13 protein-coding genes are annotated in these 14,594 nt (G+C 60.1%); 9 read left to right on the forward strand and 4 right to left on the reverse strand.

Annotated features, from left to right (window positions below; genetic code table 11):
* From ACTJKE_RS22465 to ACTJKE_RS22475, 3 genes are read right to left on the reverse strand one after another with little or no spacing between them, the layout of a single operon-like run.
* Positions 1-1,371 carry a right-handed parallel beta-helix repeat-containing protein gene (locus tag ACTJKE_RS22465; RefSeq protein WP_113513959.1) on the reverse strand — a complete coding sequence of 457 codons (1,371 nt, stop codon included), beginning with the start codon at positions 1,369-1,371 and terminating at the stop codon, positions 1-3.
* On the reverse strand, positions 1,368-3,281 hold the full coding sequence (gene nosZ / locus ACTJKE_RS22470; protein ID WP_440692467.1) for a TAT-dependent nitrous-oxide reductase: 1,914 nt from the start codon (positions 3,279-3,281) through the stop codon (positions 1,368-1,370). Before nosZ ends, ACTJKE_RS22465 begins: the two co-directional genes overlap by 4 nt.
* A gap of 24 nt (positions 3,282-3,305) precedes the next feature.
* Positions 3,306-5,579 (reverse strand): 4Fe-4S binding protein, encoded by a 2,274-nt coding sequence (locus ACTJKE_RS22475; RefSeq protein ID WP_440692469.1) that lies wholly within the window; start codon positions 5,577-5,579, stop codon positions 3,306-3,308.
* Positions 5,580-5,751: 172 nt separating this feature from the next.
* On the opposite strand from ACTJKE_RS22475, the gene ACTJKE_RS22480 reads away from it, so the two are divergent.
* Entirely contained in the window at positions 5,752-6,603 is an 852-nt protein-coding gene (locus tag ACTJKE_RS22480; protein WP_440692471.1) for a ferritin-like domain-containing protein, read from the forward strand.
* Positions 6,604-6,728: 125 nt separating this feature from the next.
* On the opposite strand, the gene ACTJKE_RS22485 is transcribed toward ACTJKE_RS22480, so the two are convergent.
* Positions 6,729-7,250, reverse strand: coding sequence for an A24 family peptidase (locus ACTJKE_RS22485; protein ID WP_440692473.1), 522 nt, complete (start codon positions 7,248-7,250; stop codon positions 6,729-6,731).
* Between the two features lie 330 nt (positions 7,251-7,580).
* Between ACTJKE_RS22485 and ACTJKE_RS22490 the strand changes: the two genes are divergently transcribed.
* From ACTJKE_RS22490 to ACTJKE_RS22525, 8 genes are all read left to right on the forward strand, one after another.
* Positions 7,581-7,799 (forward strand): hypothetical protein, encoded by a 219-nt coding sequence (locus ACTJKE_RS22490; RefSeq protein WP_440692475.1) that lies wholly within the window; start codon positions 7,581-7,583, stop codon positions 7,797-7,799.
* An 87-nt stretch (positions 7,800-7,886) separates the two neighbouring features.
* Positions 7,887-8,888: a Flp pilus assembly protein CpaB gene (gene cpaB / locus ACTJKE_RS22495; protein WP_440692477.1), complete on the forward strand. Its 1,002-nt coding sequence runs from the start codon at positions 7,887-7,889 to the stop codon at positions 8,886-8,888.
* Positions 8,889-8,951: 63 nt separating this feature from the next.
* Positions 8,952-10,439 (forward strand): type II and III secretion system protein family protein, encoded by a 1,488-nt coding sequence (locus ACTJKE_RS22500; protein ID WP_440692479.1) that lies wholly within the window; start codon positions 8,952-8,954, stop codon positions 10,437-10,439.
* The gene (locus tag ACTJKE_RS22505; protein WP_440692541.1) at positions 10,423-10,725 is read left to right on the forward strand and encodes a hypothetical protein; all 303 of its coding nucleotides are present in this window, start codon (positions 10,423-10,425) and stop codon (positions 10,723-10,725) included. Before ACTJKE_RS22500 ends, ACTJKE_RS22505 begins: the two co-directional genes overlap by 17 nt.
* A gap of 96 nt (positions 10,726-10,821) precedes the next feature.
* Positions 10,822-12,321 carry a TadE/TadG family type IV pilus assembly protein gene (locus ACTJKE_RS22510; protein ID WP_440692481.1) on the forward strand — a complete coding sequence of 500 codons (1,500 nt, stop codon included), beginning with the start codon at positions 10,822-10,824 and terminating at the stop codon, positions 12,319-12,321.
* Positions 12,321-12,806 carry a TadE/TadG family type IV pilus assembly protein gene (locus tag ACTJKE_RS22515; protein WP_440692483.1) on the forward strand — a complete coding sequence of 162 codons (486 nt, stop codon included), beginning with the start codon at positions 12,321-12,323 and terminating at the stop codon, positions 12,804-12,806. The genes ACTJKE_RS22510 and ACTJKE_RS22515 overlap by 1 nt, the downstream gene beginning before the upstream one ends.
* On the forward strand, positions 12,800-13,387 hold the full coding sequence (locus ACTJKE_RS22520; protein WP_440692485.1) for a TadE/TadG family type IV pilus assembly protein: 588 nt from the start codon (positions 12,800-12,802) through the stop codon (positions 13,385-13,387). Before ACTJKE_RS22515 ends, ACTJKE_RS22520 begins: the two co-directional genes overlap by 7 nt.
* A gap of 28 nt (positions 13,388-13,415) precedes the next feature.
* Positions 13,416-14,558 (forward strand): pilus assembly protein, encoded by a 1,143-nt coding sequence (locus ACTJKE_RS22525; protein ID WP_440692487.1) that lies wholly within the window; start codon positions 13,416-13,418, stop codon positions 14,556-14,558.
* Positions 14,559-14,594: the final 36 nt, after the last annotated feature.

Raw genomic sequence — 14,594 nt, forward strand, 5'->3', positions numbered from 1 at the left:
TCATTGTTCCTTTCGTACCGGCATCGCCATCAGCGGATGGCTGTCGGTAACACCGCCGGGCAGAAGTGCTGGAAACCGCGCCTGGGCCCAGCGCACCACCTGAACGGCAGGGCTGCTCGTCAGCACGCGTGCCTGCGGCGCCGTCCAGAGCACCCGATCGATCAGGTCATTGGGCCGGTAGGCATTGTCAGAGATGCCGTCGCCATCGAGATCGAAGGCCGGGTTGTCGCTCCAATAGTTGCCACGTCCATCCTCGGACCAGTCGAGATAGCGGGCGCCGACATATTTCACCTGGTTGCGGTTGCCGACGAAGGCGTTACCGCTCAGTTTGTTGCTCTCAGAACCGGCGGTGAAATGGATGCCGATCGCGCAACCCTCGAACAAGTTGTCACGCAAGCGGTTCTTGTTGGCGTTGTAGATGAAGACACACTTGTCCGGACCGGGGCGCATCCCCGTCTTGTCTTCGACGGCTCCGCCGTCTCCCGCCGGGATCCCGTGCTCCTGTGAGCGGACGCCGCGCTCGTCCCAGCGCGAGATGGGCTGCAGGCGTCCTTTGACGATGTTGCCCGTAATGGTCGAACCGTTGGCGTAGTTCAGAAGCAGGCCGTGGTCGCGGTCGCCATCGGAGACGTTGCCGGTAATTTTCAGTCGGCTGGAGAACATGATGGCATAACCGACCGAGTTGCCGGTGGAGATGTTGTCGCTGATCTCACTGTCATTGGTATACATGTAATGGATGGCGAAGCGCAGGTTGCTGAAGCGGTTTCCACTAAAGACGTTGCGCTTGCTGGCGTTGGTGGCGATGCCGTCGCGCCCGAAGCTGATATCGTTTCCGGTCACTCTTGCACCCGGCGCATTCCACAGCGTCACGCCATTGCCGGTTTCGCTCAACCGGCCTTCCCCCGTACCGATGATGACGTTGTCTCGGGCAATAGAGCCTTCTGCACCGTGCAGATAGATGCCGTAGAGATTGCCCTCGATCCGGCTCTTCTCGACGACGGCCCGTTTCGCGGTTTGCGCAACGAAGACGCCCGAATTCATCTCTTCGAGAGAACTGCCCGAGCCCGAGACGGCAATGCCGCTGAAGACCACGTCTTCAGCGCTGATGGTGACGACGCTGCCGTTGCCGTTGCCCTTGATCGAAGCGCCGGGTTCACCGCGCAACGTCACCGCCTTGCCAATCGTGATGGGGCCGGAGAACTCTGCGTTCTCCAGCACCAGCTCATCGCCCGGTTTGGCAGCATCGACAGCTTGCTGCAGGGACGGTACGGCAGCAGGCGAGAGACGGATCGTTTCCGCCCCGGCCGTCGCCGGAATGGCGGCGACTACCGCCACCATCCCGAGCATTGCTGCCTCGTGAAGACGCATCATGCCTTCTTCGGCTCCACGAACATCCGGCCCTTCATCTCCATGTGCATGGCATGGCAGAACCAGGAGCAATAGTACCACCACACACCCGGCTTATCGGCAGTGAAGGTCACCGAGGCCGTCGCTTGCGGCGCGACCTCCATGTTGATGCCGTAGTTGATGATCGAGAAGCCGTGCGTGAGGTCTTCCACCTCGTCGATATTGGTGACGTAGACGGTCACCTCATCGCCCTGCTTCACCGTGAAGCTCTCGAGCCCGAAGGCAGGTGCGGCCGACGTCATGTAGACGCGGACCTTGTTGCCGTCGCGGATCACTTCGGAATCGATCAGCAGGTCGATGTTGTCGGCCTTTGCCTGGGCGACCGCGTCGGCAAAGAAGCTGTCGTCGCGGCTCCAGACGTTGACCGGGTTGATCTTGGAGTTGTGAACGATCGTCGCATCATGCGGCTCGGCGAAGGTCGGGTTGTCGTGAACCAGCACCATCTCGTCGCCCGAGATATCGATGAGCTGATCGTTTTCCGGCTTCAGCGGGCCGACATTCAGGTAGCGATCCTTCGAGAACTTGTTCAGAGAAATCAGCCACTTGCCGTCGGCATCCTTCGTCTGCCCCATCGATGTGTGGTTGTGGCCGGGCTGATACTGCACATCGAGCTTCTGGCGGATCGGATTGACCTTTTCGCCCTTGTAGGCGCGCCTTGCATCCTCAAGGTTCCATTTGCAGATCTGGCTGTCGATGAAGAGCGTCGTGTAGCAGTTGCCCCGGCCGTCATAGGCAGTGTGGAGCGGTCCAAGCCCGAGCTCCGGTTCGGCAACGACCGTGTCGCGCGGCTTGATCTCGTCGTCGAACAGGTCGTCGAACAGGCGCACGTCCATGACGGTGACCGTTGGCGACAGCTTGCCGTTGGCGACGATATGAATGCCGTCCGGTGCCGTGTTCATGCCGTGCGGGCCGTTGGAAACCGGAATGTAGCGGGTGTAGGGCGAGCCCTTGCGGCCATCCACCACCGGAACGCCTCCCATTTCCTTGAAGTCGCCTTTCGCGACAGCTTCCTCGATGCGCTTGAGGTTGAAGACGACGATCCAGTCCTGGTCCTTTGCCATCATCTCGGCGAGGTTCACGCCCTCTTCGGAGTTGTAGCAGGTGGCAAAGGCATATTTGCCCTGGTAGTCGGCGTCGACGTTGTCGAGATTGCCGTCGATCATGACCTGCCAAGCGACCTTCATCGTGTCGCCGTCGATCGCCGAGAAGATCGCGTGATACTGCTTGTGGTCGTCGAGAACCGAGCCGTCGTTCGGGATCGGCACACGATCTTCGCCATTGGCGAAGACGTAGCCGGTGCGCGGATATTTCTGCACGCGTAGGCCGTGAACGGTGTGCTGGTTCGGCAACTGGATGATCTTGTCGCACTTCATCACATCGAGGCGGATGCGGCAGACACGCGTGTTGGCCTTGTCGTTTGCGAAGAGGTAGCGCCCGTCATAGGTGCCTTCCGTGAAAGACGGGTGCGGGTGGTGCAGGTCGCCGTTGAGATAGATGCCGCCCTTGTCCTTCAGATATTCCTTGGTCTCCGGCAGCAGACCTTCGGTCAGGATCTTGCGGCTTTCGTTCGTCTGGCCCCAGCCGGTTGCGCTGTCGCGGTTAAAGACGGGAATTCGCATCAATTCGCGCATCGACGGCAGGCCGAGGATGCGGACTTCACCGCTGTGGCCGCCGGAGAAAAAGACATAATATTCGTCGAGTTCGCCGGGCTTCACTTCAATGGACTGGCCACCGGCAGCAAGTGCCGGCGCCGCAGTGACGGTGGAAATGGTAACCGCGCCGCCGACGGCCGCAGCACCCGCGACAGCCGCCGCGGCGGTCGAGCCGAGCAGCTGGCGCCTGCTCAGCGCAGTTGGGATATTGGGATCTGACATGTCTTTGCTCCTTTTATGATGGCGTCAGGCGGGCTCGCCTGTGGCCTCTTCCTTGCCGCCGATCGGCTTGCCCTTGTGGGTAACCACGGTTTTTGCCGGCGCCTGTCCCCTCGATGCGGGGGTGGAAAGCGCCATGAATTTCTCTCGCTTCAACCGCACCTGGATCATGTGCGGGCAGCGTTGGTCGTCCTGGTAGAGTTCCTGGCAGTGCATGCAGTAGATGCACTCGTTGACGTTGATCTGCCCTTCAGGGTGGATCGACTGCACCGGACATTCCTTGGCGCAGCGCTGGCATGGCGAGCCGCATTCGGGCCAGCGTTTCAGCCATTCGAACATGCGGATGCGTCCGGGAATGGCGAGCGCTGCACCGAGCGGGCAGAGATAGCGGCAGTAGAAACGCTCGATGAAGAGCCCCGCGGCCAGCAGCGTCAAAGCGAAGAGGACGAAGGGCCACTCGCGCGCGAACTTCAGAATGATCGCCGTCTTGAAGGGTTCGATCTCGGCAAATGTCTCAGCCAGTGCCACCGAATAGAGCGACAGGCCGAACAGTCCGAGGAAGATGATGTATTTCACCGGCCAGAGGCGCTCATGCAGACCCCAGGGCAGTTTGATCTGGGGCACCTTCAGCCATCTGGCGATGCCGTTCGTAAGTTCCTGCAATGCGCCAAACGGGCAGAGCCAGCCGCAGAACGGACCGCGCCCCCAAAACAGCAGAGCCGCCGCCACTGCCGCCCAGAGAATGAAGGTCAACGGCGCCGAGAGGAAAAACTCCCAGTGAAAACCGGTGATCAGCGAATTCACGAACGTGAGGACATTGACGACGGAAAGCTGCGCATTGGCAAACCAGCCAAGCCAGACCAGGGCGAAAAGCAGGTAGCCGCGCCGTACCCAGCCGAACAGTTTCGGCCTGCTGACGAGCCAGTTCTGAAAGAAGAAGATCGCGGTCAGAACCAGCAGTCCGGCAAAGGTGATGACGATGGAGATGCGGCTCATTTCCCAGATGCCGACCCAGAGCGGCGCCTGTTCGTCATCCAGCGGACCTGGCTCCGCAGCGGTTTGCGCGGGGGCTGTGGCAGGCTGGGCTGCCGCCGAAGCAGGAGCTGCTTCGACGATCATGTAATGCTCGGGCAGCGTGTATCCGAGGTCGTAGGGCAGGGTGGCCTTGTCGCGCACGCCGGTGCTGCGCTGGACCAGGAGCTGCAGTTCCCATGGCTCGGTGACGTCGAAGGTGAAGCTGTCGGGAATGATGTAGAGGGCGATTTCGCGCAAGCGAGGGGCGCCTTCGGCGGCGATCTGTGTCAGCCGCGTGTGGTCGCGGTCGCGGAAGCGCAAGCCTTGCCCGTCCTGCAGCAGTTCGATGCGATCGAAGATGCCGCCGCGCACATAGCCTGACCCCTTGAACGAATAGGTACCGTCACCCGCGACCAGAATGGCCGACTGTCCCGGATTCAGCCGCTTGGCAAGGCGCGCATAGCCCTCTTCGCCAAGCAAGCTCTTGCCGATGGAAGGCACGCTGACGGGTGCGAGATAGAGATCGATGAAGCGGTCCTTGGGTTCGGTCGTTTCGGGCTTGTCGGCCGCGTCCTTGTGACCGGCCCTAAGGAAAGCCTCCGACACCTTACCAACGTCGAGTCGAAGGCTGCGGATCGAACCGTCTCCGAGAAGAGTTTGCCAGTCGCGGATATCCTGCTGCGCAGCATCGAGCGTTCGGACCGGTGCAGTGCTGGCAACCGCCCTTGCGGCCTTGTCGCCGAGCCTGCCGCTCCGCACCAGCTTGACGGCCGAGCGCACCACGCTGTCGCCCATTACCAGGACGGTAACGGTCGCGCCGCTGACGATGTCGACCTGAGGCGGGCGCTCGGCGCCCGAGGCAACGCGAGATAGATCTCGGCCAATGACCGAGTTCAGCGCTTCGACGACGCGGGCTTCCGGTATGCCGATCAGCACGATCGGCTCCTTGTGATCCACAAGCTTCAGCCCACGCACAACGCCGGTCTTGTCGATCCCGACGACGATATGGATCGGCTTGCCGGAATAGCCGGTCGAGTTGGTGAAATCAGAGTTGAGATAGGCGTAGCCGGCGATGTCGGCACCCTTGTAGACGGGCACGATTGCCGGTTCGCCTACGGGGTCACCGAAGCGATCGGCGCCGGCGAAAAGCTCCGTCGGCTGTACCTTGGCGAGGTAGGCGGAGAGGCCGTCGGCGGCGAACGCTTGGCTCGCAGCGGTAAGGGCCGCGATGAAAAACGCAAGAAAAACGGCCAGACCGTGTTTTCGGATGGGGACGTTCTTCGGCATTCGCATTCCATCTGGCGCAGCGGCTGTTCTCACATCGATCCTGTGCCGCGCCGCGATCTTCGGCACCGGAATTCGGGCGGAAGTTAGCGGCACAGACGGCGTAATCGTTGCGCCAGATCAACCAACGGTTTTTTTGTTTCCGTAGGATGGGCCACCACTTTCGGAGGACTTCATGCCAAAACTGACCGAAGAACCGCCCGTGCTGGATACCATGGAGGGCCTGATGCAAAGGGCCGCGCGTATGGAGCAGGAGGCAATTGAAGGATATGAAACGCTCAGGGACAGGATGTGCGCCGAGGGGCGACCCGAGCTGGTCGCAGTCTTCGAGCGCCTGATCGCTGAGGAACGATCGCACTTGTCTGAGGTCACGGGCTGGTCGAAAGCAAGCGGCGTTGAAGTCACAGGGAACGCGGCCGGGCTTTCGTCGCCGCCTGATCTCTTCGACCCGGAAGGCGCCGATTTGATCCCCGCCGAAGCTCTAAGCGCCTACCGGGCATTCTCCATCGCGGTCAGAAACGAAGAGCGAGCCTTCGAATTCTGGAGCTACGTTGCCGGGCGAGCTCCTTCGCAAGAGATCCGGCAGGCAGCCGAAAGGATGGCAGGCGAGGAATTGGGGCACGTCGCGACGTTGCGTCGCGAGCGGCGGCTGGCCTTTCATCGCGCACGCCAGGATGCCTCGTCCGGCGCCGACCCCACGCTTGAAGGTCTCGAGCGGCGGCTCCACCAGCAGTTACTAGGCCTTGGAGATCTTGCAGATTTGCGGGAACTAACCCGCCTTGCGCGGGAAGCGAAGGAACGTCTCGCGAGATGCCGCGACCTTCGCGTGGCCTGCAAGCCCAATATCGACGGGTTTTCTCCGGCTGCGTTCGACCGTCCGGCCGTGCTTTGCGGCATCGTCCTTGACTGTTACCTCGATCTCATGGCGCGCGAGAAGAACGAAGATGTGCTTGTCTTCGCTCAGGAGGCCGCCTCTCAACTGGTGCAGTGCCTTCTGTTCTTGCGCGAGTTCCCGCCGCGGGCGTGAGCTTGCGTTGCGACGATACTGGATCGGATCATCTCGAAAGGTGATGACGGAGCGGGTCCCTCGCCGGGTGCCGTCGCCGCAAACGTCCATGGCGTTGTTCAAGGCGCGCGGATTGGCACGCTTGTTTAAGCTTTGTGGTGACCGAGGGCCATCGTGACAAGCGTGGCGAAGACCATGATGACGCCGTAGGGGATCTTGCGGCTGATGCGGATCTCTTCGATCCGCATGATCACAGCGTAGTGGGCGAACGCCAAGGGCATCGGCAACCTCAAGGCCAGCATGGTCAAGATTCCGCCGATCAGCAGGAAGACGGCGAAGGGGAGCATGCCGTGCCAGCCGACGAAGAGGCCGATCGGCAGGAATAGCTTGGCGTCACCGGCGCCGAACAGCCGAAAGGCCCAGAGCGCCACCCCGAGCGTGAAGAGCAGTAAGCCAGCCCCGATATCGCCGCCGACGCCGTCGAGTGAGAAGAGCGCGGCGCCGATGTCCTGTGTTGTCGTGAGTCGGATCATGGCGCCCAGCGCATAGATGGAGGTGAGCGCGAGCACGACGCCATTCGGAATGCGCCAGCTCTGGAAGTCGCTCCAGGCGGAGTAGAGAAAGAGCGCAGCCGCTACCAAAGGGATTATGTTGATAAGTTCGGTCATGTTTCACCAGTTCTGCGCGATAGGTGATCTCAGATGCAATTGTGTCGTTCTTCTAAAGGCTTCGCAAGAAACCGCGGTTCAGAAAAGCTCAAGAAATATTACCGGATGTCATGTTTCCGCAGGTGGTTTCTCTATTAACCCTTAAAAAGTAGGGGTTGTGATTTTAACCATAACCCAAAGTTGGCTCATACCACTTCGTATTAGAAGTTGACGATATAATAATTAAGGGATTATTAATAATGTCAGTCGGAGAGGCGGTCTCGATGACATGCGAGGGCCGGGGAAGTAAACGGTCACGCGAAAAGTATATTGTGTTGGAGGTAATTCTCGATGAAAGCATTTTTGACAAAAGTCCGCGCTTTCTCGCGGGAAGAAGACGGCGTAGCGCTGTCGGAATACCTGGTTCTTCTCGGACTTCTGGTGGGCGGGGTGATCGCTGCAGTAACGACTGCCGGCAGCAACCTGGCTACGGCCTGGAATGGTTGGGGCGGATTTTTCCTGAGGTTGGATGATGCGGCCGTGGTGGCCCCGGCACCAGGCACGCCGTAAAATGGCGTAGGAGAGGGGTTTGTTAACCCCTCTCCTCTACTTTAGGTGATACTGATATTTTTATTCCGATCAATGTGAGGATCGGCAATGCGTTTCTCAGCCGTAACTAGCCTTGCTGTCGCCTTCGTCCTTGCCATTGCTGCCGTGTTTGCCACGCGTACCTATCTCGCCGACCAGCGAGCGCGCCTCGCGGCAAACAGCGGCCCTAAACAATCGGAAAAGGTGCTAGTTGTCGCCGCAAAGGCCATGCGCTTCGGCGACCGTATACGTCCAGAAAATCTAAAGTCCATTCCTTGGCCTTCCGAGGAACGGCCGGAAGGTTCGTTCGAGACGGTCGAGGCCGTCGTCGGGGTCAAAGATGAGCCGCGCTATGCCATGGAAGCGATCGATCCCGGGGAGCCAGTGCTGTCCTCGAAGATTACCGGTGCCGGCGAACGGGCCACCCTGTCGGCGGCCCTCGATCAAGGGATGAAGGCCGTTTCCATTCGCGTCAACGACGTGCTTGGCGTTGCGGGCTTTGTGCGCCCCTCGGACCGGGTCGATGTGCTTCTAACACGTGTGATCCGTAACACCAAGAGCGGCAATGAGCAGACGTCAGTGGACGTGCTCTTGCAGGGTGTTAAGGTGCTCGCCGTTGACCAGACGGCCGACGAACGCAAGGACGAACCCTCAGTCGTGAAAACTGTCACCTTCGAGGTGACGACCGACGAGGCGCAGCGTCTGACGCTCGGCGCTAATATCGGCACGCTCTCGCTCGCGCTTCGCAATATCGCTTCGGCCTCTGTCGAGCAGACGCGACCGGTGACCGTCGCAGATCTGGGGGGTGGCCCCGTTGCCGCCGAACTCCTACAAGGTTCTGACGACGGGCGATTCGAGTCAATCGAGCGCATGGTTCGCAAGGTCGGCGAGGATCTCGGTGGCCGGCTGAACTCGGTCGAAAGCAAGATGAATACGCCTGCGGGTGAAAAACAGGTGCAAATCGTCGAGCGAAATGTTGAGCCGGTCTTGCCGGCAGAGCCGAAGTGGGCGACGGTCGGCGTCTGGAATACGACGAAGCGGGAAGAACACAGAGTGGGATTGATCCAGTGATGTGAGATGTAACCTGCCCTGAGGGGGCAGGCCCGGCTTCGAGGAGAGGGAGCTAAGGCAGGGATGTTGAGGGGAAGCGTAAGGCGTTCAACAAGAGGCAAGTCCTTCGCGGCGGCTGTCGCGATTGTGTCGGCCTATGGTCTTTGGGGACCCAGCCTCATTGGGCCGGCAGATGCGCAGGAAAAATTCGTCAATCTCGGCGGCTCGGTTCAGCAGGTGGTGCTGCCACCAAACGATACGGTGACGATCGCGACGGGCAAGCCTTTCGGAGATCTCGTCATTGGTAGCGCTGAGTTGATCGACGTCGTGCCGCTTTCCGACAAGTCACTTTTCATCCGCGCCAAGAAGAACGGGGCGACGAACATCTCGGTTTATGGCGACGACAAGAAGCTTCTTGGTGTCATCGACATTCGCGTCGCCAGCGATTTCAGCGAAGTGGCGTCCGCCATACGCGCAGCATCGCCTGGGGCCCGGGTTCGGGTGATCAACTCGAACGACCGCATCCGCCTGACGGGCATTGTGCGCGACGCCACCGAGTTGCAGCGGGTGCTCGAAATCGCTCAGTCCTATTCGGACCAGCCGGTTCTCAACCAGTTGCGCGTCAACGATTCCCAGCAGGTTATGCTGGAAGTTCGCGTGATCGAGGCGTCGCGTCAAACCGGTCGCGACCTCGGCATCGGTTGGGCAGGGCACGGCAACAACGGTATCGGCAAGGCGACGGCCAGCCAGGGCATCGGGGTGAAGGACGGCGCGCTGGTTCGAACCCTCGAAGATGCGGCGGGTGCGGCAACCGGCATGCAGCCCTTCGGTCAATTGATTGCCAAGGTGCTGGAAATCTCCGGCGGCCGCATCGATGTCGTCATCAATGCATTGGAGCAGAAGGGGCTCGTGCGCCGTCTCGCGCAACCGAACCTGATCGCCATGAGCGGCGAAACCGCCAGCTTCCATGCTGGCGGTGAAGTGCCGATCCAAACGACTGTCGCTAACGGCGCAACGGTAGCGACGCAGACCGATTATCGTCCTTTCGGTGTGAGATTGACATTTACACCAGTAGTTCTCGATGGCGGACTCATTAGCTTGAGGGTTGAACCGGAAGTTTCCGAACTCGACACCTCGATCAACGTTAATGGTAATCCGGGTTTTATTTCGCGCGCGGCGAAAACCACCGTGGCGTTGCGCGACGGGCAGAGTTTTGCCATGGCTGGCCTTCTGCAATCGATCAACTCCAAAGATATTCAGCAGCTCCCGGGCTTGGGTCAGCTGCCGGTGATCGGCGCGCTATTCCGCTCAACGAGCTTTCTGAAGCGGGAGTCCGACCTCGTGATCGTCGTAACCCCGCATATTGTGCGGCCGGCGGCACCGGGCGAGGCGCTCTATAGTCCGCTTGAGCAGACGCGTTCTTCCAATGACGTTGAGCTTTTTGCGCTTGGGGTTCTGGAGGTGGACAAGGATATGCTGCGCCGCTTCCGCAATGGCGAAGGTGTGACCGGGCCTTACGGTCACAGGCTTGATCTTGATACGGGAGGCGTCGTTGCTGTTGCGAAGAAGTAAGCGTGCAATCTTGGTTCTGGCGATGACGAGCCTGGTCTCCGGCTGCGCCGACTATTTAAACCACCGGGACTCGATCACCTTTGGGCTTGGAAACGCGGCGGAGGCCAACAAGGGGATCCACACCCAGGATCCATTCCCACGTGTTGCGCAAAACACACACATCGCGACTGACGGTAAGGTGGTCCATAGGGCAATCCGCAGCTATCAGAGCGGGGGCGGCGGGCCAGCACTGATCATACCGGCGCCCGCCCAGGAGAACGGCAACGGAGCTGCCTCCGGCAACTGACGGGCCAGGCGGGATTTGAGGCGGCGGCGCCGAAAGGGAAGGCGATAGAAGCAACGTGTCACGACGGTGAGCCGCCGCGATCGGAGAGGCATGCCAATGTTGAACAGAGCATTGAAAAGGTTCTGGAATGACAAACGTGGCTACGTCATCGCTTTGACGCTGGTCTCCATGCCGCTACTGCTCGGCCTGTCCCTGCTCATTATCGATGTCGGCCGCGGCAACAATCTGCACACCGACCTGCAGAATGCCGTCGATGCGTTGGCCCTGGCAGGTGCGAGGGAACTGGACGGGAGCAGCGATAGCATCACCCGCGCCGAAGGCGCGATGAGCAATCTGGTGAAGAACCAAGCGCGGTTCTCCAACGGCGGGCCGGTTATCATCCAAGCCGACGGGGTGGATTGGTATTTTCTGACCGAGATTCCTGCGAGCGACGACACCGCCATCGACGCGGCTTGGATCGAGAGCCATGAGACGAACGTTGGCGCCGAGGCCGTCTATGTCATGGTCGTCTCGCACAAGCGGCCGATGACGACGCTCTTTCCTCTGCCGGTCGGGCTTACGATGACGAAGGACACGGTCGATTTCTCGGCGTCGGCGGTGGCGACCTATGATGTGGCGGCCTGTGATGTGACGCCGATCTTCATCTGTAATCCGTACGAGGCTGAGGGAGAAGGCGCCTTCCAGCAGCACTTCGCGAACGGCGACCTGTATGCCCGTGCCATCACGATGAACATGCTCAATGGGAGCAATACGGCGGCCGGACCGGGCAATTTCGGCTTCCTCGCCGTAAGCGGTTCGGGCGCCAATGTGCTACGTGATGCGCTCGCCACCAACAGTCCCGGTGCCTGCTATTCTAGGCACGATTTGACGACCGAGCCCGGACAGCAGACTGGTCCGGTCGAGCAGGGTATTAATGTCCGCTTTGATGTCTATGCCGGCACGATGAATTCATACCGTGATAAACCGGCCTATCGACCGGCGCGGAATGTGCGCAAGGCCGCCCAGAACCCGGACCAGTGCAGTCAATACAAGCTCGAAAACGATCAGGCCAAGGCGCTCGAGCTGCCATCCGGTGCCGTAAATCAAATCCTGGCTGGCGGTACGCTGCATACCCCGAATTGGCAGAGTGATCTCCAAAGGTATTGGACAGTTAACCATCCGGCTAACGTGGTCAATGGGGTGGTCCAACTACCCAACTTTCCCAAGACCAGTTACCCCGGCCAAGGCACACCAACGATCGCGTCAAGATACGATATATACAACTATGAGATAAACCAGAATCTCCTTAGCGGTGCCGGTCATACCTCTCCCAACGGCAACCTCGGTTTGCCGCAATGCTATACGGGTTCCGCTGCGCCTGTGGGATCCGCTGACCGGCGCATTATCTTTGCCGCGGTCGTCAACTGCAATGCGGCCAAGATTAAAGGACGCACTGACGTCGCCGCCGGCGACATTGAGGGTTTTACCAGCATGTTCGTCACCAAGCCGGTCGACAGTGGTGCGCAGCTATCACTAGAGATCATCGACATCACCGGCAACAAGGGGCGCGGCACGCTGGACAATTTCATTCGCGAAGAGGCCTATCTGGTGAGGTGATGACCATGATCCGCCGAATCCGCTCGATCGTTGGACCCCTGCTTCGCGACACGCGAGGCGCAGTTCTTGCGGAAACAATCGTCGTCGTTCCGTTCGTCACGTTGTTCAGCGCCGGCATCCTAGAGTTCGGAAACATGTTCTGGGAGAAGGAGCAGATCGAGACGGGCCTGCGCGACGCCGCGCGCTATCTTTCGCGCTGCCCGCCGAGCAGCCCGCTCTCTGGTTTTGTTTCACAATGCAGCGAGACCACTGCGCGGCTGATCGCCTATTACGGTTCGGCATCGGTGGCAACCACGTTCCCGCGTGTGCCTGGTTGGACACCAGCGAGTAGCCCGATCGACTTCCAGTATGTGTTGCGTAACGGCCAGAAGGTCGTGGTGGCTCGGACGAACCACACCTACAGCGGCTCGCCGCTGTTCGGCTTGCTCGGCTTGGATGCCGTGACCATCCAGGCCTATCACGAACAGAGGTATATCGGATGGTAAGGGATCGCTCGCTTCGACGGTTCCTCGACGATGAAGTAGGGATCAGCCTGACGGAAGCCCTAATTTCGTTTCCGATCGTCGTCTTAATCTTCGCCGTCTTCGTGGAATTCGGCTTTCTCATGTTTCAGTGGAACCAGACGGTGAAAGCGTTGCAATACGGAGCCCGCTTGGCGGCCGTCTCCGACCCGGTGGCGACCGGCTTCAATCCGACAGCAATCGCGGAAAGCGGCCCCGGCGGGACCGCGATCCCCGCGGGGGCGAGCTTCACCTGCGGTCCGGGGCTTGCCGGCTGCGATGTGGCGGCCCTCAACCGTATTGTGGAGGGCGCCGGCGGTCGTCCGGGGATGCGCGATCTGAATTGGCGCATCGCACCCGAGAAAGTGGTCGTCGTCTACGAGCTTTCCGGCCTCGGTTATTACGGCCGCCCTAGAGGTGCGGTCGCAACGATCCGACTGGAAGTCCGCGGCGTCACCTTCGACCTGCCGTTCGTCGGCTCTTTGTTAGGACTGGATCAGATCGAAGTACCCGCCCATCCGGTGACAATTACGACAGAAGACCTCCGGACATGTTCCAGTTGCTGAGCCCTTCAATATTGCGTGGGGGAGCGAGATGACCGCACACATGAACTTTGCAACGACCACCAAGATCCTCATTCTTTCCGACGATGCGGCGGCGGCGAGCCTCATGCTCGACACGTTCGGGTCGCTGTCGCGTTACGAAGCGCGCCATATGGCGCTGAGCGCGCTTGGCGAGGCGGGACGGGTCGATCCGACACAGTTCAACCTGATAGTGCTCGACGTCGATTGCGGCGACATGCTCTGCCGCCCGGAGATTTTCGCGTTTCGTGCCAGCCATCGCAATATTCCGATGGTGATCGTTTCCGAGGTACTGTCCGATGAACTGATGCGGCCACTCTTTCGGCTCAACGGTGACGACTGGCTGAAAAAGCCGCTCGAGCGCCGTGCACTGATCGAGATGATCTCGACCCATGCGCCAGGCGTCGACGGTAACGAGAGCCGGGTTCATGCAATCGTTGCTGCCGTAGGCGGGGCCGGGGCGAGCGTCATTTCCTCGTCGCTTGCCCATCTATTGGCGCAGCCGACGAAGGGCGTCGCGCCGCGTGTTGGTCTGTTTGATCTGGATTTCTCGTCCGGATCGCTCGGCTACTACCTCAACCTTCTCAACGACTACGATCTAAAGACCGTCATCGCCAATCCGGCGCGTGTCGATCTCGAGTTCATCGATCTCGTACGTAAGCGTCATTCCGGCGGGTTCACGCTGCTGTCGTTCAAACAGCCGTCCCTGCTGCTCGAGGCAAAAGGGGCCGAGCTGGTACTGCGCATGCTTGATGTCGCATCCTTTGAAAGTGACCACATGGTGATCGACGTTCCCTATTACGAAACGCCCTGGAAGAGCGACGTATTGAGGTCGGTCAACAGCGTCTCAATCGTCACCGAGATGACCATCCCGGCGCTCCATCAGGCCAAGGATCTGTTCGCCGACTTGGTGCGGCAGCGCGGCAGTGCCGACTCTATCCAGGTGGTCATCAACAAGTATCATACCAAGCTCTTCAGCCTTGGGGTGCGTCGCGAGCAGGTGGACAAAGTGTTCAAGGATACGCATGCGCACATCATCCCCTATGACTGGGACACGCTGAGCGAGGCGGTGAACCGCGGTGTCCTGCCCAACGAGGTCAATTCTCGCTCTCCATTCTGTGGCGCCGTCGGCAAGCTCGGGTCGCTCGTCAGATGAGTGCAATTCCGCGCGGCAGCTTTGGGGCACTGAAGC

The sequence above is a fragment of the Ensifer sp. 22521 genome, from assembly GCF_052044795.1.
Lineage (GTDB): Bacteria > Pseudomonadota > Alphaproteobacteria > Rhizobiales > Rhizobiaceae > Ensifer.

Bases quoted from the DNA above. Each gene is read 5' to 3' on its own strand.
- cpaB (WP_440692477.1), top strand. From the start codon at position 7,887: ATGCGTTTCTCAGCCGTAACTAGCCTTGCTGTCGCCTTCGTCCTTGCC.
- ACTJKE_RS22465 (WP_113513959.1), bottom strand. From the start codon at position 1,371: ATGATGCGTCTTCACGAGGCAGCAATGCTCGGGATGGTGGCGGTAGTC.
- ACTJKE_RS22475 (WP_440692469.1), bottom strand. From the start codon at position 5,579: ATGCCGAAGAACGTCCCCATCCGAAAACACGGTCTGGCCGTTTTTCTT.
- ACTJKE_RS22510 (WP_440692481.1), top strand. From the start codon at position 10,822: ATGTTGAACAGAGCATTGAAAAGGTTCTGGAATGACAAACGTGGCTAC.
- ACTJKE_RS22485 (WP_440692473.1), bottom strand. From the start codon at position 7,250: ATGACCGAACTTATCAACATAATCCCTTTGGTAGCGGCTGCGCTCTTT.
- ACTJKE_RS22490 (WP_440692475.1), top strand. From the start codon at position 7,581: ATGAAAGCATTTTTGACAAAAGTCCGCGCTTTCTCGCGGGAAGAAGAC.
- ACTJKE_RS22520 (WP_440692485.1), top strand. From the start codon at position 12,800: ATGGTAAGGGATCGCTCGCTTCGACGGTTCCTCGACGATGAAGTAGGG.
- ACTJKE_RS22500 (WP_440692479.1), top strand. From the start codon at position 8,952: ATGTTGAGGGGAAGCGTAAGGCGTTCAACAAGAGGCAAGTCCTTCGCG.
- ACTJKE_RS22515 (WP_440692483.1), top strand. From the start codon at position 12,321: ATGACCATGATCCGCCGAATCCGCTCGATCGTTGGACCCCTGCTTCGC.
- ACTJKE_RS22525 (WP_440692487.1), top strand. From the start codon at position 13,416: ATGACCGCACACATGAACTTTGCAACGACCACCAAGATCCTCATTCTT.
- ACTJKE_RS22480 (WP_440692471.1), top strand. From the start codon at position 5,752: ATGCCAAAACTGACCGAAGAACCGCCCGTGCTGGATACCATGGAGGGC.
- nosZ (WP_440692467.1), bottom strand. From the start codon at position 3,281: ATGTCAGATCCCAATATCCCAACTGCGCTGAGCAGGCGCCAGCTGCTC.